This window comes from Olsenella sp. KH3B4, assembly GCA_900111695.1.
In the GTDB taxonomy this organism is placed as follows: Bacteria; Actinomycetota; Coriobacteriia; order Coriobacteriales; family Atopobiaceae; genus Tractidigestivibacter.
In genome coordinates, this window is the sequence record FOHD01000001.1 from 337,144 (window position 1) to 361,426 (window position 24,283).

Here is a 24,283-nt window from a genome sequence, read left to right on the forward strand (position 1 = left end):
GAGCTTTGACCTATACCCCACTCTACCTGCGGCAATGACGTTGCCGCAGGTAGAAATCGAGCAGAGGCTCCACACGTTGTTCTGGTTCGCGACGGGTGCGCGAGGACTATCCCATGCGCGGCGGATGCATGGCGTCAAACTCGTAGGGCACCACCACGGGCTGGCCGGACGCGTCCGTACGATCCAGCTCGACGCACACAAAGCGGCAACTCACCGAGGTGAAGCCAAGCCCCATGAGGACGTGCGCGTAGAAGTTTGCCTGCATCTCGTGGCGCCGGTGAAGAGCGTGAGCGCCCAGGCCTCGGTCGCCCGTCTTGTAGTCCACCAGAAACGCGTGGTCAGAGCCGGGGTCTGTGGCGAGAAGGTCGATAGCTCCCTCCACGTAGCCGCCATAGGCGGAGTCCACGCGCTGGAAGAAGGGGACCTCCGCACGCACGAGGGCATGCGAGAGCGCCTCCTTGCGCACGTCCGAGCCCCACCAGCGCGCAAGCGCCTCGTCGAGCCTGCTGCCCGCCCGCTCTGAGAGGTGCCAAAAGCGCTTGGTGGCAGCAATGCGTTCCGGAAGCGGAAAGCGCTGGCCACCCTCGACCATGGACTGGGCAAGCTCGTGGAAGGCCGACCCCAGCCCCGTGGCCTTGTCGGCGTCCCCCACCACCGGAGCGCCCTCCTGCATGGAATCGCGCTCGGCACGCGAGGGCAAGGCTGCCACACCGGTGACGGGACCCGCATCATCCATCGACGCGTCATCTGCCGTCGAGAAGTCCCCGAGCATCTGCGCGTGGGCGCTCGAGTAGCTGAAGACACCCGCACGGGGTCGCCACATGGTGACGGCAGGCGTCGCAGGATCTGGGTCTGGCGAGACAAGCGAGAAGCCCGCAGGCTCCGGAACCTCGATGGTGGCGCCGATGCCTATGACCTCGTCCGTGTTTACGACGGTGCCATCAAAGAAGCTGCCGGCGGAGTCAAGCGTGGCACCCTTTCCCCCGTTTTCCTCGCAGGGCTCAAGGGAGACGCACCTCAGCCGCCCCGGCTCGCTTCCTCCGTACTCTATCGAACTCACGCCCGGCGCAGGCGCGGTCGTTCCCACAAGCGCCCCAAGCACATTCGCGGCGAGCGCCGGCGAGGCGCCCGAGGCGGATTGTGTGATGCCAACGCCCAGGACCAGCGCCTCCCGCGCGCGCGTGAGCGCCACGTAGAGCAGGCGGGTCTTCTCGGCAGCCTCCTGATCCGCACCATCCTCGGTGAGCGAGAGGAGCCACTCCGCGCAGCTGCGGGGGTTCTCCTCAGCGGTGAGGTCCTTGGGGACCTTGAGCCCCTTGGGCTTCACGATGATGCCGCGTCTGCGAGCGTCCACGCGACCGGTGACCACGGCGCCAGAGGGGCGCGGGTTAGCCCAGCACTCGGCGATGGCCACGATGGGGAACTCGAGGCCCTTCGAGGCGTGCACGGTCATGATCTGCACCTGGTTCGAAGATCCGCCCGCAAGAGAGGCGGGTGGCACCTTTGCAGCCTCGAGCCAGAGGTCAAACTCAAGCGCGGCGCGGGCCGGGCCAAGGCCCAGGTCCTGTGTAAGCTCGCGAATGTAGCGCACCGCGGCAAGGATGTTTGCCTCCTGTGCAAGGCCATCGGTGCCGGCACCCTCCAGGCGACGAAGCCACCCAGACTCGCGCACCACCTGCAGGCAGACGTCAGCAACGGGATGCTTGCGCAAGGCCAGGCGCGCGCGAGAGAGAACCTCGTGCGCAGCCCTCAGCCGTGGAGACGGCTCCGCCTCGCCATAGAACGACATGGTCTGAAGGCCACGGTCGATAGCGCGCTTGGTGGGAGCGTCAACCATGTCCTGCCTGCGCGTCCCCAGCTGGACAAAGTCGTTGGCGTCAAGCTCGAACATGGGTGATGCCAAAAGCGGGAAGAGGCCCGGCTGGGTGTCGTGGGGGTTGGAAAGCGCGTGGAGCAGGGCGGCCATGACCTTGACTTCGGAGGTGCGCGTGAAGGTCGAGCCTCCGGTGACCACGCACTCGAGGCCATGCGAGCGCAGGGCGTCGATGTAGAGGTCGGCCTTGCCAGTGGCGCCAAGGAGTAGCGCCATGTCAGATGGGCTCTGCCCTGCCGCGGCATACGCCGCAAGGCGGTCGGCGATCTGCGTTGCGCACGTGGCAGAGGCAAGCGCCGCCATGCCTCGCCTGGCAAGCGTCACCTCGACGTCCACGCGCGGAAGGCAACGAGCCCGGTAGCCATCCTTGCGCTTGGGGTTGGGCTCGAGGTGCATGAAGCCGTCGACCACACCGCTTGGACCGCCACACACGGCATCCACAAACGAGAGGACGTCGGCATGGCTGCGGTAGTTCACGTCCAGGCGCACGTGGTCCTCCTGCGGGACCTCTTCGCCTCGCGCACGGAACACGCCCACGTCCGCGCCACGGAACCGGTAGATGCTCTGCTGGGCATCGCCCACTGTGGTGAGGTGGCGCGCACCGTCGCCCGACAGGAGCGTGATGAGCTCGAGCTGCCTGGCATCGGTGTCCTGCGACTCGTCGACCATCACGAGCTTGAAGCGCCCGCGGTAGTCGGCGGCCACGACGGGATTGTCACGCACGGCGTGAAGGGCGAGAGAGACGAGATCATCGTTGTCGAGGACAGACTTCTCGCGCTTGAGCTGGAGGTTTCGCTCGTCTACCTTGCGTGCCAGGTCAACAAGGGCGTCTCCCAGCGGTGCGCTGCCCGCAAGCGCGGCCTCGAGCATCGCCTCGCCCAAGGCGTGCTTTGCCTCGGGCACAAGCTCCTTTATCGCCTTTGCCCGTGCACTGGGGAGCTTTACCCCGGCAAGCGCTGCCGCGGCAGCCTCCGGCGTGCGCTGGCTGGGAGGCGCCGAGAGAAACCCGTCGAGAAATCCCAGGCTTGTCATCACGGCCTCGCGCGCGGAGGGCGTAATGCCAGACTGCGCCCCAAGCGCACCGATGGCCTCCCTGAGGCGTGCGACTGAGCCCTCGACGTCCGGCTCCCCCACCGTGACAAGCGAATCGAAGCCGTCCGGCGAGGAGTGCGCGGCATTCACCACGTTCAGGACCATGGATACCACGCCAAAGGGCGTAGCCCCTCCAAGCGTGCCGTAGCTGTACTCCTGGAAGGCGCGGTTGAGCACCTCGTTTGTATGGTCGTGGCTCGCGGCGCCTACGACCTCCTCTGTCGCCTGCTCGAGAAGGGCCCGCGCCTCGTTGACGCCAGCAACCTTGAACGAAGGGTCTATCCCCAGGTCAAGCGCATGGCGTTTCAGGATGCGCGAGCACATCCCGTGAATGGTGCTGATCCATGCGGAGTCGACCATGAGCGCCTGCTCGCGCATGCCCGCCTGGCGAAGCGTCGAGCGGACGCGCTCCTTAATCTCGCGTGCGGCGGCGTTGGTGAAGGTGATGACCAGGACCTGGCTCAGGTCGTCCACGAACGGAGCGTCCCCCACGCCGGAGCCCGGCGAGAGCGCCCATGCAATCCTGCGCGTGAGAGTGAACGTCTTGCCGGAGCCGGCACCTGCCTCGACAAAGACCGGCCGGTCGAGCGTCGAGACAATCTGGAGCTGGCGCTCATTGAGGGTTGAGAGGTCTATGCCCGACACTAGGAGAGCCTCCTCTCGCAGTTCATAACGGGACAGTACGAGCATGCCGCGGCGTCGAGCGGATTCGCCTCAACGTTTCCGGCAAGGAGCTGGGCCACCTTCTCGGCAATTGCCGCCTCGGTGGCATCTAGGTACGCCTCCATGCCACACTCGCCCTCCATGCCGTAGGAGTCACGGTCGCCAATCGCGTAGGCGGCGAGCGAGCCGTCCCTTAAGGGGGCGTGACTGCCAAGCACACGGTCGAGGGAGTTCTCCAGAATGGCACCACCCACGGCGTGGCTCCCTCGCGTTCCCAGGTAGACCGCCGCCCGCACCTTGAGCTCCGGGTGTGTGCGGCGCACCACCTGCCCGTAGATGAGCGACTGGACGCGACGGGGCAGACCGTAGGGTGCGGCGTTCTTCTCGTCTGTCGAACCCTCCGCCTCGGCAGCGCTAACGGGCGTCACGCCGTATTCCTTGGCAAAGCCTACGGGTCCCTTGTGCTTGTAGTCGATGACTACGGCCTGCTGGTGAGCGTCAACGTCCACGCGGTCAATGGTGCCGCAGATCCACGCACCCGCGTACTCCACGGGCTCGCTCTGCGTGCCAAAGTCCCACTCGAAGAAGCGTGGCTCAAAGCCAACAAAGAGGCCCGCCTCGTAGTCGAGCGCCGTCTCGAGGTCGTGCCTAAGCTGCGCCAGCTGTGACTCGTCTGCGGAGTTGTGGGGAACAAACGCCTGGTAGCGACTGCGCTTGCCCTGCCTCAGACTCTGGTGGCGCAGATGCTCCTCAAACTCGGCGAGAAGGACCTCGTGCGCGTGGGCAAGGCCCTCGGGATCGTCCTCGAGCACGCGGGAGCCAGGAAGCATGACCCACGGGTCGAGGGGGGTGCCCTCCGCGATGCCAGAGCGCTCGCGCGCCTCGGCAAGCAGGCGAGCGTGCGTGACCTCAAGGACGCGGTGGGCAAAGGTTCCCATCTCCATGGGGCCAAAGCCGGCGTCGGAGTCCTGCAGGCGCAGGCGGCGAAGGCTGAACCACTTGTACGGGCACTCGAGGTACGACTCAATCTGCGAGGCAGAGAGGAGCGGCTTTCCCTCGACGAGGTCAACCCTACCCGTAGGTGGCACTACCACGAGGGCCGCATTGGCCCCAGAGATGCTGCCGGCGGGAGAGGGGTCGCTTCTGCCAACAGCATCCATGCCGCGCCCGCTTGTGCTCAGGTTTGCGTCTGCCCGGTCTTCGCCAAGCGACCGCGTGGGAAGGCCCTTGTCCTTCTCGGCAGCTTCCTCGCCGTAGCAGGAGAGAAGCTCCGTGAGCATGACGGCGGGATAGCAGGGGCTGCCCGAGCCGTCCACCCCGCATCTCTCTACGATGAGCGTCTGCCGAGGAACGCGCAGCATGCGCCAGAAAACTGAGCGCTCGTGGGCAGAGGGGTCTGCCTTTGGCTCTATCCCCAGGCGCTCGAGAAGCGCTGAAAGAACGTCGTCACCGTTTCCCACCGGCCACTCGGCCGAGGTCATGGAACACGAGACAAGGGCGTCTGCCGAGAGGGGCGCAAGTCCTGCCGCCCGTGAGCGACCGTAGATCCTGCAGCGGCAAGCGTCGTTGCCGGCCCAGGCACCCGGCCGCACGATGACGCTCGTCTGTGACATGGCCTGTGCGCAGAGCTCGACCAACGTGGAAAGCGAGACTTGACTTGCGGCCTGGGGGTCTGCCGTAACCCCAAGGTCCTTGAGGGTGCCCGCTATGCCCAGCACCGCATCCAGGACGCCGATGGCACGCTCGTCGGCAAGGCGGTTCTGTTCCGAGGCAACGGGGACCAGCTCGAGGCCAGCCTCGTCGGGCACCAGGTCCGCCGGCGCGAGCTCCTTGTCCTGCAGGTAGGGAGCGAGGAGCTTCGACGCCGCAGAGCCAACGCGTCCGCGCAGGAGCTCCCTGGTGGCAGCAGCAACAGGCGCACTCGTGGCCTTGGGGTTCTGGAGCGTCTCGAGGACGTCCGCAGGAGTGAGCAGTCGGTCTGAGCGCCACGCGCGGTCAAGCGAGACGGCGCGCTCCGTGGGGACGTGCGCGACGTCCTGGCGTAGGAAGTCCGCCAGCGCGCGTGGCGGCCACCAGGACATGTCACCCAGAACGACAAGCTCGCCCTCGGGGCTCTGCTGTGACAGCGGCCATGTCGCCGCTAGCTCGGAGAGCTGCGCAACCGAGCTAGCAAACTCGAGGAAGGCCCTGCCAGCCTCGAGCCGGTCAGCGCGGGACGTAAGCTCCGCCTCGCAGGTCACGCCACGCGAGAAGAGCTTGGGAGAGAGCTCGCGCCAGGCGCGCTCGGAATCCGCCGCAACCACAACCACGTTGCGGGCGCCCGCCTCCGCAAGCTCGACGACGCGGGCCGCAACGAGCTCTGCCTCGGCGAGGGGGCCGGCAGGCACGAGAAGCTCCACCGCACCGGAAGGTACGACACCTGGCTCGACACCAAAGATCGAGCGGACGACGCTCTGGAGCTCAGGAGCCCTCACATGGCTCTCCCCCGGCTCGGGGCTGTTCTCGCCCATCCGAGAAACGCTGCCTCCACGTGCAGCGACCGCCTCCTCGATAAGCGCGATGGTCGTGCCCTGAGCCGCGAGGGCAGCGTCATTTCCCGTCTGGGCAACAATGGTGAGCTCTCCTGCGCAGGCGAGGTCTGCCAGAAGCTCGCGCGTGGCACGAGAAGCCTCGCCCAAGCCAGCCACGCACACGCACCCCGGGTCAACAAGTCCCTTGGCAAGGGCGTCAACGACCTGCGCCATGGCCTCGGACTCCTCCACGTATCCCGCACCGTGAATGATGCGCGCATACTCCCCCGCAAGCGCAACGAGCCCCACCTCGGCATCGGTGAGCCCGGCTTCATGGCAGGCAAGCTCGCTTGGCTCGCCCGCGGGATCGAGGGGAAGCCACGGCAGCGCCCCGCGCGCCAGCGACGAGAGAAGCTGAACCGTACCCGCGTTGAACGACACACCGCGGCGGCGCGACTGGGGTGCCTGCACGATGGCACGCTGCACGGCAATGGTCCTCACGAGAGGCTCGACCACGTGCGTTCCGTCTCCCCAGACCTCCCAGCGCTCCTTTGCCCACGCAGCGGGCGTGGTTACGGTCACACCAAGCGAGAGGGCAGGATATGCAGAGAGCTCCTTCTGGGCAACCAGCTGGTCGGCAAAGCTCGAAACCAGAAGTGTTGCCGTACCGTGGGTGCGCAGCGCCTCCCCCAGGCATGCACGCACCTCTGCGCTCGCCAGGCACTCCTCGGCAGTTGTCGCAATGTGAAGCATCCCTAGCCCTTGTCTCCCTGCTTTTCTGAATCCCAGTCCTTCTCGATTCCGGCATGTTCCGCAGCGTCCGCAGCGCCATCGAGGCGTTCCAGCACAAGTCGGTAGCCGCCACGCTCGCCCCGCAGGCACTTTGAGACGCGGCTCACCGTGGTGGACGATGCCCCCGTGGTGCTCGAGACGTCAACGTAGGACCTCCCCGACCGAAGGAGCGTTGCCACCTCAAGGCGCTGCGCAAGGTCGCACATCTCGTGTGGGCTGAGCAGGTCAGCGAGGAAGGCGACGGCCTCCTCTGGTGTCTTCACGAGACACACGGCCTCGCAGAGCCGCTTCGTCTCCTCGGGGTTACTCGCGTTGTCACGCGTTCTGCTGTCTCGCGCCATCCACACCCTCCCGCGCCACTTTGTGCCAATGTGCAGCGTCACGTGCGTGGAAACCACTTTAGCGCATCAAAGTGCCGAGGGGACGACGCCGTCATCGCGCGTCGGTGACATAGACGCCCACACGCACCTGCTTCCACGGGTCGGCGTCTGCCTTGACCTGTAGAACCCGAACTTCAAAAACGTCCGCGTGCCCAAAGCGGCACATGAGCGACACAATGCTGTTCTCGTCAGCAGGAACGTACCCCAGCCTCAGGCCATCAAAGTAGACGCCCACGGCATCGGGATCATGCGGGTTGTCCGGCTCAGGGACAAGCGCGAGGCCAGTTTCTCCCGGCTTGAGGCTGGAGAGGGCAAGCGCGCCATCGTAGTACTGGAACCCCGCAATGAAGAACGACTGGATGAGACGAGAAGGTTCGTACATGGTTTCCTCCGTTCCGGGCCCTGTGGGCCCTTCTCTGCGTTGTCTGCAGTATGGAACAGGGGAGCGACATTAATTAGAGCCTCAGCGAGGAGAGGCTCCTTCCCCGTCACCAGGCAATGTAGGGCTGGACGTCGGAGCGTCTGCATCCTTTCCCACGTGCTTCTCGTCCCTCTCGCCAGCCTCGCTCTCGCCTGCCGGTCTGCGCTGCGGAAGCATTGCCCCCACGGCATTCAAGGCCGCACGTGTTGCGCTTGCGACTGCCGCCACCGTAGCGTCCCAGGTCTTGTCGGCGGCAACTTGCACCAGCTCGCCGAGAAGCTCCTTGGTGCGGGGGTCGGCATCCCTCAGGGCAGCGAGCACGCGCTGGGCGCCTGCGGGGTTGCCCACGACCTCGTCGAAGGCTGTCGCTCCCCCGGCCTCGAAGGCGTCGAAGACCTGACGCGTGAAGAGCTCGCGGTCGGCAAGGTTGGCCCCGCGCATCCACTTGTCAAAGATGGCGTTCACGAGTTTGCACTGGGGGAGCAGGTCGTCTGCCTCGTCCAGGCAATCGGCGTGGACCTGCCAGGTTGTGGGGTCGTGCTGGAGGGCACCGTCACCGGTACTCCGCACGATGGTCTTGGGCTCGGCGGGGTCGTCGAAGAGCATGCCCACCACGCTGTAGGTGGGGACAATCCGCACGAAACGCTCGCCGTACACATCATGGCAGCTCAGAGGCACGACCTCCGGCGCCATGAGTGGGCCGTCGTTTGAGTAGACGCGCTCGATCACGTTACGCAGGTCGTCGGGCAGCAGCACCGCCGAGAAGCTCGCGAGGTTGCCTCCCTTCGAGTGGCCGCCCACCATAAGGCACACGCCCTCGGTCCTGGCGCGGCGCGCCTGTCTCAGCAGGTACTCCGCCGCCAAGCGCTGTGCCTCCGTGACCTCGAAGCTCAGCATGAAGTCCTCGCGCCAGCCAACGAGGGAGTTGTCCGTCCCCCTAAAGGAGACGAAGCGCATCCCGCCCGGAAGGTCCACCGTGAGTGCGGCAAACTGAAGGTCGCGATCGTGGTCGAAGACGTCCACGTAGTCCTCAACGCCAGCCTGCCCAAAGCGCTTGGACGCACCAAGGAGCCGCAGGTAGCGCTCATCGATCTTGGCGAGCGAGCGCACGTAGGGCGAGACGTCGCCACCAGCGCGGTCAAGCAGGGCGTCGCAGGCGTACGAGATGTTGACCGGCCCCTCCCCCTCCCCGGGAACGATGCCCGAAAAGTCGACGTACGAGAGCACCGAAAGCACCAGGCCGTCGACCACGTTGAACGGCCGCTCCCCTAGCGTGATGTCGGCGCGAAGGTCAAGGTAGTCGTGGATGTTCGCCATGGGCGTCCCTCCGTGCAAGGCTAGACGAGCAGTTGGTATGAGGCAGTATGCCACGAACGCGTGCAGGTGGGGGAAATCTGAGGCTAAATTGCAGTTTGCCTGTGGTGTCGACCCGTCGTCGATCCGCCTCTCACCAAACCTGCGACTTAATAGCAGTTAGCCTGGGGCGCCGCTGAGAGAAACCGCAGGTAGAAGGCCCGCTGCCTTCTCGGAGGGTGCTATTAAACCGCAGGTTTTCTCGGCGGCGTGTTTTTTCTCAGCCGTAGTCTTCCCTTGCAGGGCCAAGGACTGCGCCCAGCCGAGAAAAACGGCCCGGCCGGGAAGCCCCAGCCGGGCCGTAGTCCGGAGTCCTTCTCGCCTACGCCATGACCTTGCGGAACAGCGCCTTGATGGTCTCGTGGTCTGCCGGCTTGGGCGTCCCGGGGAAGCACGCGTCGGCGGCAGCGTCGTCTGCGAGCTGGTCGAGGTCGGCCTCCACCAGACCGTTACAGGTCTTGGGGATGCCCACGTCCTCGCCGAGCTTGGCAACAGCGGCAACCACGTTCTTGTTCACCACGTCGATGGGGTCGGTATCCCAGTCGGCCACATCCATCACGCGGCCAATCTCGCGATAGCGCTCGCCGCAGGCGTCGGCGTTGTACTCCATGCACACAGGCAGGAGCATAGCGCAGGCCACACCGTGCGGGGTGTCATAGTGCGCCGAGAGGGTGTGCGCCATGGAGTGCACGATGCCCAGGCCAACGTTGGAGAAGCCCATGCCGGCGATGTACTGGCCCAGCGCCATCTCCTTGCGGCCCTCGCCCGGCTCCTTGGACTTGGCCTCGGCCACGGCCTCGCGCAGGTTGTGCGAGATGATGCGAATGGCCTCGAGGTGGAACATGTCAGAGAGCTCCCAGGCACCCTTGGTGGTGTAGCCCTCGATTGCGTGGGTGAGCGCGTCCATGCCGGTCGCTGCGGTGAGGCCAACGGGCATCGAAGCCATCATGTCCGGATCGACGACGGCGACCTCAGGAATGTCATTGGTGTCCACACAGACGAACTTGCGGACCTTCTCGGGATCGGTGATCACGTAGTTAATCGTGACCTCAGCCGCGGTGCCTGCCGTGGTGGGCACGGCAATGGTAAAGGTGGCGTGGTTCTTGGTGTCCGCCACGCCCTCAAGCGAGCGGACGTCTGCGAACTCGGGGTTCTCGTGGATGACGCCGATGGCCTTGGCGGTGTCCATGGAGGAACCGCCGCCGATGGCGATGATGCAGTCAGCACCGGAGTCCGCCATGGCGGCCACGCCATCCTGCACGTTCTTGATGGTGGGGTTGGGCTTGATCTCGGAGTAGACCACGTAGGGGAAGCCCGCCTCGTCAAGGAGGTCGGTTACCTTGGCGGTGACGCCAAACTTCACGAAATCAGGATCAGAGCACACGAACGCCTTAGTGAGGCCGCGACGGCTCAACTCGCCGGGGATCTCTTTAATGGCACCGGAGCCGTGGTACGAGATGGTATTGAGGACAAAGCGATTGGCCATTGGCTCTTCCTTTCCGTTGGATTCCGGCGGCGCCCATGCCGCCGGGCACATGCCAGGGACCAATCTACCCAACGAGAGGGATGCCAGACTGGTGAGCCTCCCCAATCAGCCTTCTTTATCGGTATCTGGGAATGCTCTGCTCGCCAACTGGGCAAATGCGACGTCCCGTTCACGGATACCGATAAAGAACGGAGGGGCTTGAGACGAGATAGGGCCAAGACGCTACTTGCGTTCGTGGCATGGCGTGTAGGAAGAGTCTCGGTCTCTCCTGCGTACGACTGCCCAGCGCAGGACGAGCAGGCCGATGCCCACGCCAAGGCCTATGAGGGAGAAGACGATGAGGGGCGCGCTCTCGTCAGCAGGACTGAGCAGTGGCACGTCATCGGCCGTGTCCTGCATGTCGAGCCACTCCTGGGGCACGTCGCAGCGTTCCGCGTGGACAAGCAGCCTGTGCGTGTTCACGCCATACGGCGTGCAGGTGACAAGCGTCACCAGGTCCTTTCCGTCCTGTGTGACGAGGCTCTGCGTCTCTGTAGGAAGCACGACCTCGGTGCTGGTCACACGGTAGGCGTGGTCCTCCCCCAGAACGGGGATGATGAACCAGTCCCCCTCCTTGAGCTGGTCGATGTCACCCAGGATCTTGGCGGATGGCAGACCGGTATGACCTGCGAGGACACAGTGCGTTGAGGGGCCTCCAATGGGAAGGGATGTCGTAGGGAGATGCCGTCTGCGTACTCATGTACTCCGAGCGCCTGAGGCGTGACAAGGCTGAGGAGGGCCTCGAGACCCTCGCGTCGACGGACGCCCTCACAGGACTGGGCAACATGCGGGCGTTCTCGCGAGTGCGCCAAGGGGTTCCGAGGGACGCAACGACCATGCTCATCGTCGACGTAGACGACTTCAAGGTATTCAACGACACGTATGGCCACGACGCGGGCAACCGGATTCTGAGCTGCATTGGACAGGCTCTCTAGGGGGATTTGGGAGCCACGCGCTGTGCTTCCGTATGGGTGGCGACGAGTTTGCGGCCATCTCCGATTCGCAGGACGAGAAGGGGCTTCTCGCCTGCCTCGAAGACGCCAAGACGAACCTGAGCTATCTTGCAGATGCCATGGGACTTGAGGCCCCCACGCTGTGCGTTGGGTTCTCGAGCGTGCAAACGGATGGCGCAAAGACCTACGAGGACCCGCTCAAGTACGCCGACAAACACCTCTACCAGGAGAAGGGCACCCGTTGAGCAGGGCGGCGCCTCGCCTACCCCTGCGCAGCCACCACAATGGACACGATGCAGATGGCGATGAACCCAACCACGATGGCCCAGCCAGCGGGCCTTCCCATGTTGAGCGTCCAGCCAATCCCAAAGCGCTTGGGCACCACTACTGACGGGTCTTCTCGGTTGACGTAGAACACGCCTCCATACCATCGGTCGTCCTCGTCCGCGGGAAGCGCGAGGTCCTCCGGCAGCCGCGCAAGGAGCCTCGTGCCGTTCTGCCCATAGCGAACGGCCAGGACCAAGCAAGGGACGAGAATTGCCAGCGTGACGGCCGTGATCGCCGTGGATGCAACGTGCAGCGAGACCCATCCCACCTGGGATGCCTCCAGCACCATCCCGGACGCGTTCAGTGCCAGGCCCATCCACACGCAGCACACGCTCCAGGCGTGCACGTAGGCACCGTAGGCGAAGGCGCTCGACGCCGGATGTCGCGGATCCACGGGACGCTTTGACCGCAAGATCATGGCGTGGACAACGGTCATCGTACCTGCCATCGCCAGCTGGAACAGAATCGGCAGGAGCATCGTAAGAACGGACTTCTCAGCCCAGCCGTTCACGACTCCGTCCAAGCCCTCGTGGATGGGAATGAGGTCCGGCGCCCCGTCGTAGCCCAGCGCTGCTATGAGCAACGATGCGGCTATGGGCAGCAAGTTCAGAAGCTCCCAGCTCAGCGACGCCGGCATGGGAACGCCGTCACCGACCAACATGGCCGCGTGCTCCTGGGCTGAGGCTACCCAGCCGCGGACCTTCTTGAGGTTACGCACCCTGTCCCTGCAGCGCAGCATGAGGAGGTAGCCCACGAGCACCAGGGCTGCGGTCGCCACACAGATGACAAGTGCGGCGGTGTATTCATCAGCCGCGGCGAACGCATAGATGACCAAGCCGGTGAGCGCGGCAGTTAGGACGAGCATCCACTGTGAGTAACCGCGCTTGAGTGACCGAACCTGTGGGTCGCTCGCCGCCGCGGTAGGAACGCTCACCGAGAAGAGCTCTCCCTTCGACGTGATCCAGGGAGTCAGGGCGAAGACGATGCCGCACGCTGGCACCAAGACGAGAATCATGACCGCCTCAAGGATAGACTCAGCGCTCATCTCCACCAGCCCCTTTGACTAAGGTCTTCTCCGCCTGGAACGCGGCGCGCGCCTGGCGGGCCGCCTCCTCCACAAACGCAGACTCCGAACCCCCGCGAGCCCGGAAGGCTACCGCTAGTCGCCTCAGCTCTTTTCCCATGAGCCAGTCCTGCTCGGCCGTGAGATGGTGCACGGGCGAATCCCGTATGTCTGCGACAAAGGCGCCAGACCGACCGCGCATGATGAGGTAGCCCTCGTCGCGCAGGACGGCATATGCCTTGTTCACGGTATGGAGGTTCACGCCAAGGTCGCGCGCAAGCGAGCGCACCGAGGGGAGAGGTTCCCCGGGAGACAGCTCTCCCGTGGCGATGGCCCCTATCACCTGTGTGCGAATCTGCTGGTAGATGGGATCCTCTGACATCTGGTCTATCACGATGGGCATGGCAAAGCCCCCTCCGCGGCGACAGCATTTGTTCTATTTGAACTATAACAGTTAGAACAATCCTGTCAACCAGACGGAGGAGGCCCGACAACAATCGCCAGCAATACGCGTCCTACTGCTTCGAGATCCTGAGTACGGCCTTGATGGCCTTTCCGCTAGACGTGTCTTCAAGAGCCTTGTCAATCTCGGAGAAGTCGTAGAACGAGAGGATCTTGTCCACGGGGAAGCGACCCTCCTTGTACCAGCGCACCATCTGCGGAACGAAGGTCTTGGGGTCGGACTCTCCCTCGCAGGTGCCCTTCATGGTGCGCATGGGCATCATGATGTCACCGCCCACGTCAAAGTGGTCGATGCAGCCAGCCGCCGCAACGGGTAGGAACGTTCCGTGGAACTTGAGGCTGCGGATGGCGTTGACCATCATGTACTGGTTGCCGGAGGTGTCCAACGTGACGTCGACGCCGGCAGGGCAGATCGCGTGGACCGCCGCCGGGACGTCGTCCACCTCCTTGCGGTTAATGGCGTGGGTCGCGCCAAGCTCGCGGGCAAGGGCCAGGCTCTTGGAATTGCCTCCCACCGCGATGATGACCTTGGCTCCCGCTACGGCCGCACCCATGATGGCCGACATTCCCACGGCACCGCAGCCGAATACGGCGACGGCGCTTGTCTCGTCCACGTGAGCCACGTTGATCATGGCACCGGCGCCCGTCTGCACGCCACAGCCCAGAGGCGCAACAATGCCCAGGTCAACGTCATCGTCAACCTTGCAGACCGATGCGGCGTTGGCCACGGAGTAGGTGGCGAACGAGGACTGCCCGAAGAACATGCTCACGTCATGTCCGTCCTGGTGGAGGCGCGTGGTGCCGTCGGAGGCAACGCCGCCGAAGTTGATCTGGTTGAAGTTCTCGCAGTAGTAGGGCTCGTGCGCTTGGCATGCAGGCAGGTGTTGTCGAAAGCGTAGGTTATGCCCACGTGGTCTCCGGGCTTGAGGTCGTCCACGTTGGCGCCCACGCGCTCGACGATGCCGGCGCCCTCGTGGCCCAGCACCAGCGGCAGCGCTATGGGCACGCCCTGGGAGCGGCCAAACTCGTCGGTGTGGCAGATGCCCGAGGCCACGTTTCGCACGAGAACCTCGTTGTCCTTCGGCTCGTCTAGATCGACGTCCTCCATGCAATAGGGGCCGTTTTTCTCGTGCACGACCAAAGCCCTGACTCTCATGTGTACCCTCCCAACGTCACGTGGCTCGCGGGCGCCTATCCCGCTCACCGAATGACTATAGGGCACAGAGCAGACGTTCAACTCGTCATTCCTGCAAGTGGAGCTGCGGAGCCACTCGTTGAGATAGGCTTCCTTGTAGGGACAATCTCTGCAGGCTAGCTACGGGAGACATCATGGAGCATGCCGAGAACCACCAGCTCTCTGCGGACCAGACGCAAAAGCGGCTCTTCATTGCGTTGCGCTTCTCGGAAGAGGAACAGGAGGCGCTTGCGCGGTCACGTGACGCCGTACTGAAAAGGCTTCGCTCTGGGCGTCCCACTCCCACTACAAATATCCATCTGACCATGGCGTTTCTCGGGATGCTCGACGGCGCGGGCGAGCAGCGCGCGGCAGAGGCGCTGCGTTCTGCGGCACGCGAATGCGGCCCAGTGAGCCTTTCTCTTGGCGACCTTGGCGCGTTCGAGCATCGGCGTGGGGGCATCGTATGGCGCGGTGTCTCTCAGCAAGAGGGGCTTCTCGCCCTGCAGCAGACGCTCGTGCGTGAGTTGGCGGCGCGTGAGCTGCCTGTGGACGAGAAGCCCTTTGTGCCGCACGTGACCCTTGTGCGCAGTGCGCGGCCGGCCAAGGGCCTTGTGGCAAACGCCACTCCTGACCTGCAGCTCATTTGCGATGAGGTGTCCCGTGGGCTCCCTTCGCTCCAGACGCGCCACACGGAGGTTGCCCTTATGTGGAGCCATCACCCCGAGGGAGGCCAGCTCACCTATACACCCATCCTCACCGCGCCGTTGCGCGGCAGCGAGCACCGCGCCTAGCAAACAGCAAATGCCGCGGATTCCGGACGGTTAGGCCACCCTAAACGTCCAAAATCCGCGGCAATACGCGTCGCGCCCTGCCTACAGCGTGCGTAGTGCGTCTACCAGGGCGGTCTTGGCCTCGGTCTTCTCGTCCTTCATCTTGATCACACGGGCCGGGCACCCGGCAACCACCGCACCGGCAGGCACGTCCTCGGTGACGACCGCGCCCGCAGCCACAACGGCCCCCTTGCCAACGCGGCACCCCTCGATGACCACGGAGTTTGCGCCGAGAAGCACGTCGTCCTCGATCACCACGGGCGTCGCGCTCGCGGGCTCCACCACGCCAGCAAGCACGCAGCCAGCGCCCACGTGGCAGTGGGCGCCAACCGTGGCGCGCCCACCCAAAACAGCGCCCATGTCAATCATCGTGCCCGCGCCAATGACCGCACCAATGTTGATGATCGCGCCCATCATGATGACCGCGTTGTCGCCAATCTCCACCTGGTCGCGAATGATGGCGCCCGGCTCGATGCGAGCGTTCACGTTGCGCACGTCAAGCAGCGGAACGCCGGAGTTGCGGCGGTCGTTCTCTATGACGACATCGAGAACGTCGTCACCCGCCGCCTCGAGCGCCGGCCCGACCTCGGACCAGTCGCCAAAGACCACGACGTCTCCCGTCCCAAAGACGTGGGAGCTGGGCCCAAAGTCCACATGCGCACCAGAGGCAAGCTTGACGTATGCCTTGACCGGCGTCTTCTTTGGCGCGTTCGCAATGAAGTTGATGATTTCCTGGGCGTCCACGGATAGTCTCCTCTCGCCAGCGACTGGCGGTTCTCGTTTCCTAAAGCAGTCCGAACATGAGCGTGTCGAAGTCGTAGAAGCCGGGCTCGCACACCAGCAGGCGCTTTGCCGCAGCAATGGCGCCGTTCACGAAGATCTGCCTGCTCGTCGCTCGGTGCGTGAGCACAACCTCCTCGTCCTCGCCAAAGAACATCACCTCGTGCGTTCCTGCCACGGTGCCGCCGCGCAGGCTGTGCATGCCGATCTCGCCAGCGGGGCGTGGCCCCACGATGCCCTCGCGACCGTACACGACGCTCTTCTCGCCAGCGGGATCCACGGCCTCAAGCAGCATCTTTGCCGTCCCGGAGGGGGCGTCCGCCTTGCGGTTGTGGTGACACTCGACAATCTCGGTATCCCATCCGGGAAGCGATGCCGCGGCCTCGCGCGCCAGGTGTCGAAGGACCGCCACACCCAGCGAGTAGTTTCCGCTCCAGATGACCGGTGCCACCTCACCCAGAGCGCGCAGTCGAGCGAGGTCATCCACCGAGAGGCCAGTGGTGCCCGAAAGGAGCGCGGCATGTGTGCGGCGCACGTAGGCCTCCACGTGCGGCAGCGACGCGGGGGCGGAGAAGTCAATCACAAGGTCCACCGCCGACGCAACCGAGTCCAGTTCAGAGACGTTATCGGCGTCGTATCCGCCCGCAAGCGAGAGCGACTCATCTGCCTCGACGGCAGCCCGGAGCAGCGTTCCCATGCGCCCCTTGGCACCTACAACCAGCACGCTAACCAAGAAGACCAGCCCCCTTCATGGCCTCCTCGAGGCGCACGTCAGCCTCGGGCGAGAGCTGCCAGAGCGGCAGGCGCACGGTGGGACCGATGAGGCCCATCTTGGCGAGCGCCGCCTTCACGGGGATGGGGTTGACCTCGCCAAAGAGCGCGTGCACCAGGTCGAGGTTCTTAAGCTGCACCTTGAGCGCGCCGGCGGTATCGCCAGCGAGCCACTTCTCGCACATGTCGTGCACGGTACGCGGCGCAACGTCTGCCCAGACCGAGACCACGCCAACACCACCAAGCGAGAGGATGGGCACCACCATGTCATCGTTGCCACTCATCATGTGGAAGTCGTCCGAGAGGTAGCGCGCAACCATCGTGGCATAGGAGATGTTGCCCGAGGCCTCCTTGATGCCCCAGGCGTTGGGATGCGTAGCCAGGCGTGCAACGTTTCTCTCCGAGATGGAGCAGCCCGTGCGACCGGGGATGTTGTAGAGGAGGCACGGCACGTCCACCTGGTCGAGGACCGTGGTGAAGTGATGGTAGATGCCCTCCTCGTTGGACTTGTTGTAGTAGGGCGTGATGAGGAGAAGCCCGTCGGCACCGAGCTTCTCGAGTGCCTTTGCCTTGCGGAGGGACTCCGCGGTGGAGTTGGAGCCCGCGCCGCCAATAACGGGGATGCGGCCGGCAACGCGGTCGATAACGGTCTTGGCTACCTCGAGGTCCTCCTCGTCGGTCATTGTGGACGACTCTCCCGTGGTGCCCAGCACCAGAATGCCATCGGTCCCGTTCTCAAGATGGAAGTCGACCAGGCGCTCGAGCGACCCAAAGTCAATGGAGCCATCCTCGTTGAACGGCGTGACCAGCGCCACGACGGATCCGGTAAGTCCCTGCATGTCCATTGTTTCCCCTCTCGTCTGGGCGCCCCGCAGGCGCCTTGCGTGTAAGCCCTACGTGCTGCCTAGCCCTCTGGGTGGGCGAGCGCCGAGAAGCGCGAACCTGGAAAGTCGAGCGTGGCAAAGTAGTCCGCCGGCGTCTCGGCGCGCCGGATGAGCTCGAAGGTGCCGTCCTCGTGGAGGAGCAGCTCCGCCGAGCGGAGCGTGCCGTTGTAGTTGTAGCCCATGGAGTACCCGTGGGCGCCGGCGTCGTGAATGAAGAGCAGGTCACCGATGTGGACCTCGGGCAGCATGCGGTCGCGCGCGAACTGGTCGGAGTTCTCGCAGAGCCTTCCCACCACGTTGTAACGCTTGGTTGCGGGCTCGCCCTCGTGGCCCATTACAGTGATGTGATGATAGGCGCCGTAGACGGCGGGGCGCATGAGGTTGGAGGCGCAGGCATCGACGCCCAGGTAGTCGCGGTAGGTGACCTTCTCGTGGATCACGCGGGTCACAAGGCCGCCGGCGGGCGCCAGCATCCAGCGGCCAAGCTCGGCAGCGAGCGTCACGTCGCCCATCCCCGCGGGGACGAGAACCTCCTCGAACACAGCACGCACGCCTGCGCCCACCGCTGCGATGTCCACCGGGGTGTCATCCGGACGGTAGTCAACGCCAATGCCGCCGGAAAGGTCGATGAGCCGCACGCGCACGCCAAGCTCGCGCCTCAGGCGCACGGCAAGCTCGAAGAGCACGCGCGCGAGGCGCGGATAGTAGTCCTCCACCTGCGTGTTAGAAGCAAGAAAGGCATGGAGGCCAAACTCGCCGACGCCCATGGCGGAAAGCCTGCGAGCGGCCTGCATGACCTGCTCGACCGTCATGCCAAACTTGGAGTCCTCGGGCTCGCCGATGATGCCGTTAGAGGCCGTGAAGTTGCCGCCCGGATTCACGCGCAGGCAGACCGTAGAGGGAAGCACCCCGCCCAGCGCACGCGACAGGCAGTCCACCATGTCGAGCGAGTCCAGGTTGATGATGGCGCCCAGGTCGTACGCGCGGCGATAGTCCTCGTCGGGCGTGTCGTTGGAGGAGAGCATGATGCGCTCGCCTCGCACGCCGCACGCGCTGGCGAGCGTAAGCTCTGTGGCAGTTGCGCAGTCGCAGCCACAGCCCTCTTCCGCAAGAATCGAGACAATCGTGGGGTTGGGCGTAGCCTTCACGGCGAAGTACTCGGTGAAGCCGGGGTTCCATGAGAAGGCCGCCTCAAGGGCCCGCGCACGCTCGCGGATGAGCTTCTCGCTATAGACGTGGAAGGGCGTGGGCCACGTTGCAGCGGCACGCTCGAGCTGCTCTTTAGTGACGAATGGTAGCTTCTCTCCCATTGCTCCCCCAGACGCGCCGCAGGGGCGCCGCCGGGGTCCACACGGCAGCGCCGCATGACCGGGGATAGCGCTCCCGCAGATCTTCTCCACGGACAGTCCCGGCGGTATTCCCGCCGAGCCCACCGCCACGCCATGCCTGACGTGGAAGTTCGGCGGTCATCGCCTCTCCTGGAATCCTCGCCCGCCGGCTCCACCAGGACCATCGTGCCCGCTCCTCTATCGTGGGCACAACGCTAGCATCCACGCCGCGGCGGCGCAAGGTCGCGTGGGATACCGACGAAGAAAAACTGCTTCACGCGGGAGCAGTGGCGCTCACCCCGTCCGTCCGGGACCCTATTCCGTTCGCGAAACCAGTTCCGGGGCATCGAATTCGTGAAAAGAGCCCGGCAGTGGGGTGAGCCTGCACAAAAATCGCGATTGACGGCCCATTTTGGGCGAATCTCCGAGTACGAAGGCGCTAACTCTTTGCGGAGCCGCAGGTAGGGAAATGGCACCCGAGGGGTGATACTAGGCGGGACCCCGAATTTGGGCCGTCAATCGCGATTTTTGTGCACGGGGCGCCGCACACGGCCGCACAAGCTTCCCCCGGTCCACTGCCAGCAAACCCGCCTACACGCCGCAAGGTTTTGAGTATGCTTTGGCTGACGCCCGCGTAAATAGCAGCAATGCCAACGGAGGACCGCATGAACGCAAGGGAGACCTGCACAGCACTGGAGTTCGCACGAGAGGTTCGCGAGGAGTCGCTCGAGCTCCTGCGCACGATTGGTCGAATTGGCGCGCCTACCGGTGACGAGGGCCGCCGTGCGGCTTTTGTTGCCAACTGGCTCCGCGAGCAGGGCGCCACCGACGTCACCGTGGACGAGGCCAGAAACGTGGTGTGCATCCTGGGCGATCGCGCCGAACCCGGTCGCGCGGTCTTCTCCGCCCACACCGACGTTGTCTTCCCCGATACGGGCGAGCTGCCGCTCACTGAGGACGAAGAGAACATGTACGCCCCGGGCATCGGCGACGACACCGCCTGCCTGGTAACGCTGCTCATGGCCACCAAGTGGTTCCTGCAGTACCAGCCCAAGCTCGACACCTGCGTTGTTGTAGTGGCAAATTCCGGCGAGGAGGGCCTGGGCAACCTCAAGGGCACCAAACAGCTCATGCGCGAGGCGACAGCCCCCGTGACCGAACTCACGGCACTCGACGCCCACTTCCCCGAAGTGGTCACCGAGGCCGTGGGGTCAATGCGCTACCGCATCAGCGTGCACACGCAAGGCGGCCACAGCTGGAAGAACTGGGGCGTCCCCAACGCCATCGAGCGGCTCGCACGCGTGACGTGCGCGATGTACGACCTGCCGCGCCCCACCGAGGCCCGCACCACCTGCAACGTTGGCCTCATCGAGGGCGGCACCACGGTCAACAGCATCGCGAGCGAGGCGTCGTGTCTCTGCGAGTTCCGCTCCACGAGCGAGGCGTGCCTGCAGGAGATGGACGAGAAGCTCCGCGACCTCGTCGCCCGCGCGGACGCCCGCGACGACATGGAGGTGCGAATCGACGTGATAGGCCGTCGCCCCGCCACCGGTGACGTGAACGAGAGTGCCGAACGCCGTCTCACGCGTCGCTGCGACGACGCCATTCAGGCGGTCCTTGGCATACGCGCGCGGCACGTGAGTTCCTCGACCGACGCAAATGTGCCGCTCTCGCTTGGCGTACCCGCGGTGTGCGTGGGCACCATCGCGGGCGGCCTTCCCCACACGCGCGACGAGTGGATTCGCAAGGCGTCGCTCGAGCAGGGCGTGGCCGTGGCACTGCTGCTCATGATGGCACATGTGGTGGAGGACGAGTAGGGCACTGACCGGCGCCCACCGGTAGCCACCCGGCCCGCACGCCATTGCTACCGCAGCGCGCTCACGAATCCAGCCAGCCGCTCGAGGCCGGTAGCCAAGGTCTTCTCGTCCGTGGCATAGCTCAGGCGCACGTGGCCCTCGCCCCCAAAGCATGAGCCCGGCACCAGCGCCACGCCCGCCTCGCGAATGGCTCGCTCGCAGAACTCCTCGCTCGCAAGGCCAAGTCCCTCGATGCTGGGAAACGCGTAGAACGCGCCCTGGGGCGTGACGGTGGGAAGCCCCATACGGGCGAGCGCCTCCACCGTGAGGTCGCGTCTTGCCTGGTACGATGCGCGCATGGGAGCCACGCTCGTCGACAGTGCCTCAACGGCGGCGTGCTGCAAGAACGCCGGAACCGATGAGACGGCGTACTGGTGCACCTTGGCCATGGCGGAGGCGACCTTCTCGCCGGCACCCACCCAGCCAAGGCGCCAGCCGGTCATCGCCCAGGGCTTCGAGAAGCTGTTGGCAACGATGGTTTGGTCCGCGAGCTCGGGATAGGCTGCCGAGAAGCGCTGGTAGCCGGGCTCATAGCAGAGCTCTCCGTAGACGTCGTCGCAAATCACGTAGAGGTCGCGCGCCCGCGCCGCCTCGGCAACGGCGTCCATGCTGTGACGGTCGAGGACGCAGCCGGTGGGGTTGTTGGGCGAGGTGATCACAATCACCTTGGTACGGGGCGTGATTGCCCGTGCAAGCGCCTGCGGGTCTATCTGGAAGTCATGTGCTGTGGTGTCGAGCGGCACGGGCACGCCGCGGGCCAGCCGCACAAGGGAGTCGTAGAGGAGAAACGCCGGCGTAGGTATGACCACCTCGTCGCCTGGGTTGAGAAGCGCCGTGATGGCACAGAAGAGCGCCTCCGTTGCTCCGTCGGTCACGATGACGTTGCTGGGCGAGAGGAGCACGCCGCGCTCGGCCTCCCACGCACAGATTGCCTCGCGAAGCCAGGGGAAGCCATTGTTAGGTGGATAGTGCGTGAGGCCGCAATCGAGGTCCTCCCCCACCCGGACGCACACCCCGGGAGGTGTGTCCTCGCCGGGCTCGCCCAGCGTGAGGGAAACGCAGTCGGGAGTCTGCACGGCAAGGGCCGAGAAGCGCCTGATGCCAGAGAGTCTGAGGCCATCGAGGGCAGAGTTGAGCGAGAGGGGCATAGGTTTCTCCTAGGAATTCCAGGCTGCCCCAATGGTGGTTCCGGGGGCGGCGCACGGGCGCGACTCCCCGAAGACTAACAAAAAAGACCCCGTGGGGTCCCGCTTGCCAACGTGCACTGTGTCATTTCCCCGGACGGCACCGGGGTGCCGGGGCGCACAGCCCCTAATCGACCCTAGTGCACTTGACGAGCAGGTGGGAATCCCCGTGGTTGGCGGCATGGCTTGCATACCAGCGCTCGATGTCGCGGTAGAGCCAGAGGGGGCTGTCGGCCTCGAAGCTGCGACGATGGTTGTCAAAGGTGGCCGTGTACTCGCCACTCATGAACCAGCCGTTCATGCAGGCATCAAGGACCTTCTTCTGGAGCCTGCTTAGGTTCTTGATCTTCATGGAGTCCTCCTTTCCTAGCGGTGTTCCTGATTGGAACGGTACCCGTTAGGTAGGAGCGATATGTTGCCGCCCGGTTACCTCACATAATGTCTACAACTTGTTTGAACAAGCTGTAAGCCCAGCGTAAGTACCCTGTACGGCGGGTGAACAGTGTTAGCGAAGCTTCTCCAGGCGCGCGAGGGCATCGCGCACGGTATCGCGCGCATGGTCCACGTGGCTGCGCGCATCCTCGATCTTGCGCTGCACCACGATGTCAGAGATGGCGCCATCGAAGAAGAAGTCCGCGAACGTCCACCCGCGACCGATGTCAACCTTGAGACCTGAGAACTCGCGAACGTCCGAGAGCTCGCGCGAGAACACCGCAAGGGACGCCTGCGCCTCTCGCAGTGCGTCCTGCGCCTCGTCGATGCGGTGATGTTTTGCCAGGCCAGAGATGAGGCCACCGCCAAAGATGTCGAGCATGCCCCAACCAGACGCACTGTCCAGACACTTCGACGCCCGGTCGAGGCATGCAAGAGCCTTCTCGCCCGCGTCGATTGCCTCTGCAACCTCGCGCTTTGGGTCAAAGTCCTCCCCGGGGACCTCGTAGCTTGGGTAGTTGTCGCTGTCTCGGGCCATGTGGACCTCACCCTCCATGTGTGCCGGCATAGGCACCCGGCTGCCTTTGTGCCCACATTCTACCCATGCGAGAAGAGCGAGCCACTGTTGACCCATCTTGTACACGCATGTTCTGGGGCGACGCCATACAATTCTCGTATGATTTGTTCGGGGAGGCAATCGACCCATGCCCTGCATCCCCAGACGCCATGGGAGGCACATGTGAACCTCAAACAGCTTGAGTACTTTGTCGCCATTGCCGAGGAGCACCAGATAACGGCAGCCGCCCGTCGTCTGCACATCTCTCAGCCGCCCCTCTCCTACGAGCTGGCGCAGCTCGAGCGCGAGCTGGGAACCACGCTCGTGCGCAGGGGACCGCGCTCGGCCACGCTCACGGACGCCGGCAAGCTCCTCTACGAGCGGGCCGTGCGTATCCTGGCGCTTGCCCAGGCCACCAAGCGAGACGTCGAGGGGGTTGGCAAGGGCATGACGGGCGTGCTCACGCTTGGGGTCGACGCGTCATGCGTGGGGTCGGTCCCGGGCACGAGACTCGCCGAGCTTGCGGGCGCGCCCCGCGTCTCGGTCGAGCTGCGCGAGGGTGACACACCGCAGATACTCGAGATGCTCGAGGGCGGCGTAATAGATATTGGCGTGGTGCGCACGCCTTTCTCGAGCAACGGACTGCGTTGCCGCTACGCAAGGACCGAGCGCATGCTCGCCGTCATGCCACCTACGCTCGAGGTGGGGTCAGAGATGGAAGTCACCTGCGAGCAGCTCTCGGGCGTGCCCATAGTGCTCGCGCGCTGCCTCGAGGAGCAGGTGCGCACCGCATTCGAGGAGGCCAAGGCCGAGCTCACGGTGAGCTGCACGGTTGACGACGAGCGAACGGCGTGCAGCTGGGCGCGAGGAGGGATGGGCGTTGCTCTCGTCCCCGAGACGCTGCTTCCTGTCACCGACACAGGCGACTGCTTCATTAAGGTGATCGCCGAGAAGAGCTTGTCAACTCGTCAGGCGGTGGTCTGGAAGGCAGACCGATACATGTCACCGCTTGCACAGAGATGCTTGGCTCTTCTCGGCGATCTTGGGTAGGAACCAACCTGGCGGAGGAAG

23 protein-coding genes and 1 riboswitch are annotated in these 24,283 nt (G+C 64.8%); of the genes, 5 read left to right on the top strand and 18 right to left on the bottom strand.

Annotation, left to right across the window (positions count from 1 at the left end; all coding sequences use genetic code 11):
• Window positions 1–106: 106 nt before the first annotated feature.
• From BMX94_RS01530 to BMX94_RS01560, 7 genes are all read right to left on the bottom strand, one after another.
• Complete coding sequence (locus tag BMX94_RS01530; protein WP_286159979.1) at window positions 107–3,610, bottom strand: UvrD-helicase domain-containing protein; 3,504 nt, start codon at window positions 3,608–3,610, stop codon at window positions 107–109.
• Window positions 3,610–6,891, bottom strand: a complete 3,282-nt coding sequence (locus tag BMX94_RS01535; protein WP_091002691.1) for a PD-(D/E)XK nuclease family protein — start codon at window positions 6,889–6,891, stop codon at window positions 3,610–3,612. The genes BMX94_RS01530 and BMX94_RS01535 overlap by 1 nt, the downstream gene beginning before the upstream one ends.
• Window positions 6,892–6,893: 2 nt before the next feature.
• Window positions 6,894–7,271, bottom strand: coding sequence for a YerC/YecD family TrpR-related protein (locus BMX94_RS01540; protein ID WP_091002693.1), 378 nt, complete (start codon window positions 7,269–7,271; stop codon window positions 6,894–6,896).
• Window positions 7,272–7,362: 91 nt separating this feature from the next.
• Window positions 7,363–7,692, bottom strand: coding sequence for an HIRAN domain-containing protein (locus BMX94_RS01545; RefSeq protein ID WP_059054735.1), 330 nt, complete (start codon window positions 7,690–7,692; stop codon window positions 7,363–7,365).
• An 81-nt stretch (window positions 7,693–7,773) separates the two neighbouring features.
• On the bottom strand, window positions 7,774–9,048 hold the full coding sequence (locus tag BMX94_RS01550; protein WP_091002695.1) for an Mbeg1-like protein: 1,275 nt from the start codon (window positions 9,046–9,048) through the stop codon (window positions 7,774–7,776).
• A 358-nt stretch (window positions 9,049–9,406) separates the two neighbouring features.
• On the bottom strand, window positions 9,407–10,570 hold the full coding sequence (fucO, locus tag BMX94_RS01555) for a lactaldehyde reductase (protein WP_091002697.1): 1,164 nt from the start codon (window positions 10,568–10,570) through the stop codon (window positions 9,407–9,409).
• 222 nt (window positions 10,571–10,792) lie between these two features.
• Entirely contained in the window at window positions 10,793–11,269 is a 477-nt protein-coding gene (locus tag BMX94_RS01560) for a sortase (RefSeq protein ID WP_082667286.1), read from the bottom strand.
• 38 nt (window positions 11,270–11,307) lie between these two features.
• Between BMX94_RS01560 and BMX94_RS01565 the strand changes: the two genes are divergently transcribed.
• Both BMX94_RS01565 and BMX94_RS01570 read left to right on the top strand, forming a co-directional pair.
• Window positions 11,308–11,544, top strand: a complete 237-nt coding sequence (locus BMX94_RS01565) for a GGDEF domain-containing protein (RefSeq protein WP_059054738.1) — start codon at window positions 11,308–11,310, stop codon at window positions 11,542–11,544.
• Between the two features lie 20 nt (window positions 11,545–11,564).
• Window positions 11,565–11,807: a diguanylate cyclase domain-containing protein gene (locus tag BMX94_RS01570; protein ID WP_286159984.1), complete on the top strand. Its 243-nt coding sequence runs from the start codon at window positions 11,565–11,567 to the stop codon at window positions 11,805–11,807.
• Window positions 11,808–11,824: 17 nt separating this feature from the next.
• Here the strand turns inward: BMX94_RS01570 and BMX94_RS01575 are convergent, their stop codons facing one another.
• The 4 genes from BMX94_RS01575 to BMX94_RS10670 all read right to left on the bottom strand — a co-directional run bounded on the left by BMX94_RS01575 (window position 11,825) and on the right by BMX94_RS10670 (window position 14,570).
• Window positions 11,825–12,934 (bottom strand): DUF1648 domain-containing protein, encoded by a 1,110-nt coding sequence (locus BMX94_RS01575; RefSeq protein WP_143052239.1) that lies wholly within the window; start codon window positions 12,932–12,934, stop codon window positions 11,825–11,827.
• On the bottom strand, window positions 12,924–13,355 hold the full coding sequence (locus BMX94_RS01580) for a GntR family transcriptional regulator (protein ID WP_091002704.1): 432 nt from the start codon (window positions 13,353–13,355) through the stop codon (window positions 12,924–12,926). The genes BMX94_RS01575 and BMX94_RS01580 overlap by 11 nt, the downstream gene beginning before the upstream one ends.
• A gap of 112 nt (window positions 13,356–13,467) precedes the next feature.
• Window positions 13,468–14,178 carry a zinc-binding dehydrogenase gene (locus tag BMX94_RS01585; RefSeq protein WP_286159985.1) on the bottom strand — a complete coding sequence of 237 codons (711 nt, stop codon included), beginning with the start codon at window positions 14,176–14,178 and terminating at the stop codon, window positions 13,468–13,470.
• Window positions 14,179–14,180: 2 nt separating this feature from the next.
• Entirely contained in the window at window positions 14,181–14,570 is a 390-nt protein-coding gene (locus tag BMX94_RS10670; RefSeq protein WP_218138433.1) for an alcohol dehydrogenase catalytic domain-containing protein, read from the bottom strand.
• A 173-nt stretch (window positions 14,571–14,743) separates the two neighbouring features.
• Here BMX94_RS10670 and thpR point away from each other — a divergent pair, with 173 nt between their 5' ends.
• Window positions 14,744–15,382, top strand: coding sequence for an RNA 2',3'-cyclic phosphodiesterase (gene thpR / locus BMX94_RS01590; protein WP_091002706.1), 639 nt, complete (start codon window positions 14,744–14,746; stop codon window positions 15,380–15,382).
• Window positions 15,383–15,463: 81 nt separating this feature from the next.
• On the opposite strand, the gene dapD is transcribed toward thpR, so the two are convergent.
• The 4 genes from dapD to BMX94_RS01610 are packed head-to-tail and all read right to left on the bottom strand — an operon-like array spanning window position 15,464 to window position 19,166.
• Window positions 15,464–16,165: a 2,3,4,5-tetrahydropyridine-2,6-dicarboxylate N-acetyltransferase gene (dapD, locus tag BMX94_RS01595; protein WP_091002708.1), complete on the bottom strand. Its 702-nt coding sequence runs from the start codon at window positions 16,163–16,165 to the stop codon at window positions 15,464–15,466.
• Window positions 16,166–16,205: 40 nt separating this feature from the next.
• Window positions 16,206–16,925 (bottom strand): 4-hydroxy-tetrahydrodipicolinate reductase, encoded by a 720-nt coding sequence (dapB, locus tag BMX94_RS01600; protein WP_286159986.1) that lies wholly within the window; start codon window positions 16,923–16,925, stop codon window positions 16,206–16,208.
• 1 nt (window position 16,926) lies between these two features.
• Entirely contained in the window at window positions 16,927–17,817 is an 891-nt protein-coding gene (gene dapA / locus BMX94_RS01605; protein WP_177171278.1) for a 4-hydroxy-tetrahydrodipicolinate synthase, read from the bottom strand.
• Window positions 17,818–17,876: 59 nt separating this feature from the next.
• Entirely contained in the window at window positions 17,877–19,166 is a 1,290-nt protein-coding gene (locus BMX94_RS01610) for a diaminopimelate decarboxylase family protein (protein WP_091002711.1), read from the bottom strand.
• 57 nt (window positions 19,167–19,223) lie between these two features.
• A riboswitch (Lysine riboswitch) is annotated at window positions 19,224–19,393 on the bottom strand.
• Window positions 19,394–19,849: 456 nt separating this feature from the next.
• Here BMX94_RS01610 and BMX94_RS01615 point away from each other — a divergent pair.
• Window positions 19,850–21,001 (top strand): M20 family metallopeptidase, encoded by a 1,152-nt coding sequence (locus tag BMX94_RS01615; protein WP_177171279.1) that lies wholly within the window; start codon window positions 19,850–19,852, stop codon window positions 20,999–21,001.
• Window positions 21,002–21,048: 47 nt separating this feature from the next.
• Here the strand turns inward: BMX94_RS01615 and BMX94_RS01620 are convergent, their stop codons facing one another.
• From BMX94_RS01620 to BMX94_RS01630, 3 genes are all read right to left on the bottom strand, one after another.
• Window positions 21,049–22,188, bottom strand: coding sequence for a pyridoxal phosphate-dependent aminotransferase (locus BMX94_RS01620; protein ID WP_091002715.1), 1,140 nt, complete (start codon window positions 22,186–22,188; stop codon window positions 21,049–21,051).
• A 163-nt stretch (window positions 22,189–22,351) separates the two neighbouring features.
• Window positions 22,352–22,576, bottom strand: a complete 225-nt coding sequence (locus tag BMX94_RS01625; protein WP_091002717.1) for a hypothetical protein — start codon at window positions 22,574–22,576, stop codon at window positions 22,352–22,354.
• A gap of 153 nt (window positions 22,577–22,729) precedes the next feature.
• Complete coding sequence (locus BMX94_RS01630) at window positions 22,730–23,194, bottom strand: hypothetical protein (RefSeq protein ID WP_177171280.1); 465 nt, start codon at window positions 23,192–23,194, stop codon at window positions 22,730–22,732.
• A gap of 201 nt (window positions 23,195–23,395) precedes the next feature.
• On the opposite strand from BMX94_RS01630, the gene BMX94_RS01635 reads away from it, so the two are divergent.
• The gene (locus BMX94_RS01635) at window positions 23,396–24,262 is read left to right on the top strand and encodes a LysR family transcriptional regulator (protein ID WP_177171281.1); all 867 of its coding nucleotides are present in this window, start codon (window positions 23,396–23,398) and stop codon (window positions 24,260–24,262) included.
• Window positions 24,263–24,283 lie beyond the last annotated feature (21 nt).

Bases quoted from the DNA above. Each gene is read 5' to 3' on its own strand.
- BMX94_RS01585 (WP_286159985.1), bottom strand. From the start codon at position 14,178: ATGTTCTTCGGGCAGTCCTCGTTCGCCACCTACTCCGTGGCCAACGCC.
- BMX94_RS01625 (WP_091002717.1), bottom strand. From the start codon at position 22,576: ATGAAGATCAAGAACCTAAGCAGGCTCCAGAAGAAGGTCCTTGATGCC.
- fucO (WP_091002697.1), bottom strand. From the start codon at position 10,570: ATGGCCAATCGCTTTGTCCTCAATACCATCTCGTACCACGGCTCCGGT.
- thpR (WP_091002706.1), top strand. From the start codon at position 14,744: ATGGAGCATGCCGAGAACCACCAGCTCTCTGCGGACCAGACGCAAAAG.
- BMX94_RS01620 (WP_091002715.1), bottom strand. From the start codon at position 22,188: ATGCCCCTCTCGCTCAACTCTGCCCTCGATGGCCTCAGACTCTCTGGC.
- dapA (WP_177171278.1), bottom strand. From the start codon at position 17,817: ATGGACATGCAGGGACTTACCGGATCCGTCGTGGCGCTGGTCACGCCG.
- BMX94_RS01565 (WP_059054738.1), top strand. From the start codon at position 11,308: ATGTACTCCGAGCGCCTGAGGCGTGACAAGGCTGAGGAGGGCCTCGAG.
- BMX94_RS01630 (WP_177171280.1), bottom strand. From the start codon at position 23,194: ATGGCCCGAGACAGCGACAACTACCCAAGCTACGAGGTCCCCGGGGAG.
- BMX94_RS01575 (WP_143052239.1), bottom strand. From the start codon at position 12,934: ATGAGCGCTGAGTCTATCCTTGAGGCGGTCATGATTCTCGTCTTGGTG.
- BMX94_RS01550 (WP_091002695.1), bottom strand. From the start codon at position 9,048: ATGGCGAACATCCACGACTACCTTGACCTTCGCGCCGACATCACGCTA.
- BMX94_RS01610 (WP_091002711.1), bottom strand. From the start codon at position 19,166: ATGGGAGAGAAGCTACCATTCGTCACTAAAGAGCAGCTCGAGCGTGCC.
- BMX94_RS01580 (WP_091002704.1), bottom strand. From the start codon at position 13,355: ATGCCCATCGTGATAGACCAGATGTCAGAGGATCCCATCTACCAGCAG.
- BMX94_RS01545 (WP_059054735.1), bottom strand. From the start codon at position 7,692: ATGTACGAACCTTCTCGTCTCATCCAGTCGTTCTTCATTGCGGGGTTC.
- BMX94_RS10670 (WP_218138433.1), bottom strand. From the start codon at position 14,570: ATGAGAGTCAGGGCTTTGGTCGTGCACGAGAAAAACGGCCCCTATTGC.
- BMX94_RS01615 (WP_177171279.1), top strand. From the start codon at position 19,850: ATGAACGCAAGGGAGACCTGCACAGCACTGGAGTTCGCACGAGAGGTT.
- BMX94_RS01540 (WP_091002693.1), bottom strand. From the start codon at position 7,271: ATGGCGCGAGACAGCAGAACGCGTGACAACGCGAGTAACCCCGAGGAG.
- BMX94_RS01535 (WP_091002691.1), bottom strand. From the start codon at position 6,891: ATGCTTCACATTGCGACAACTGCCGAGGAGTGCCTGGCGAGCGCAGAG.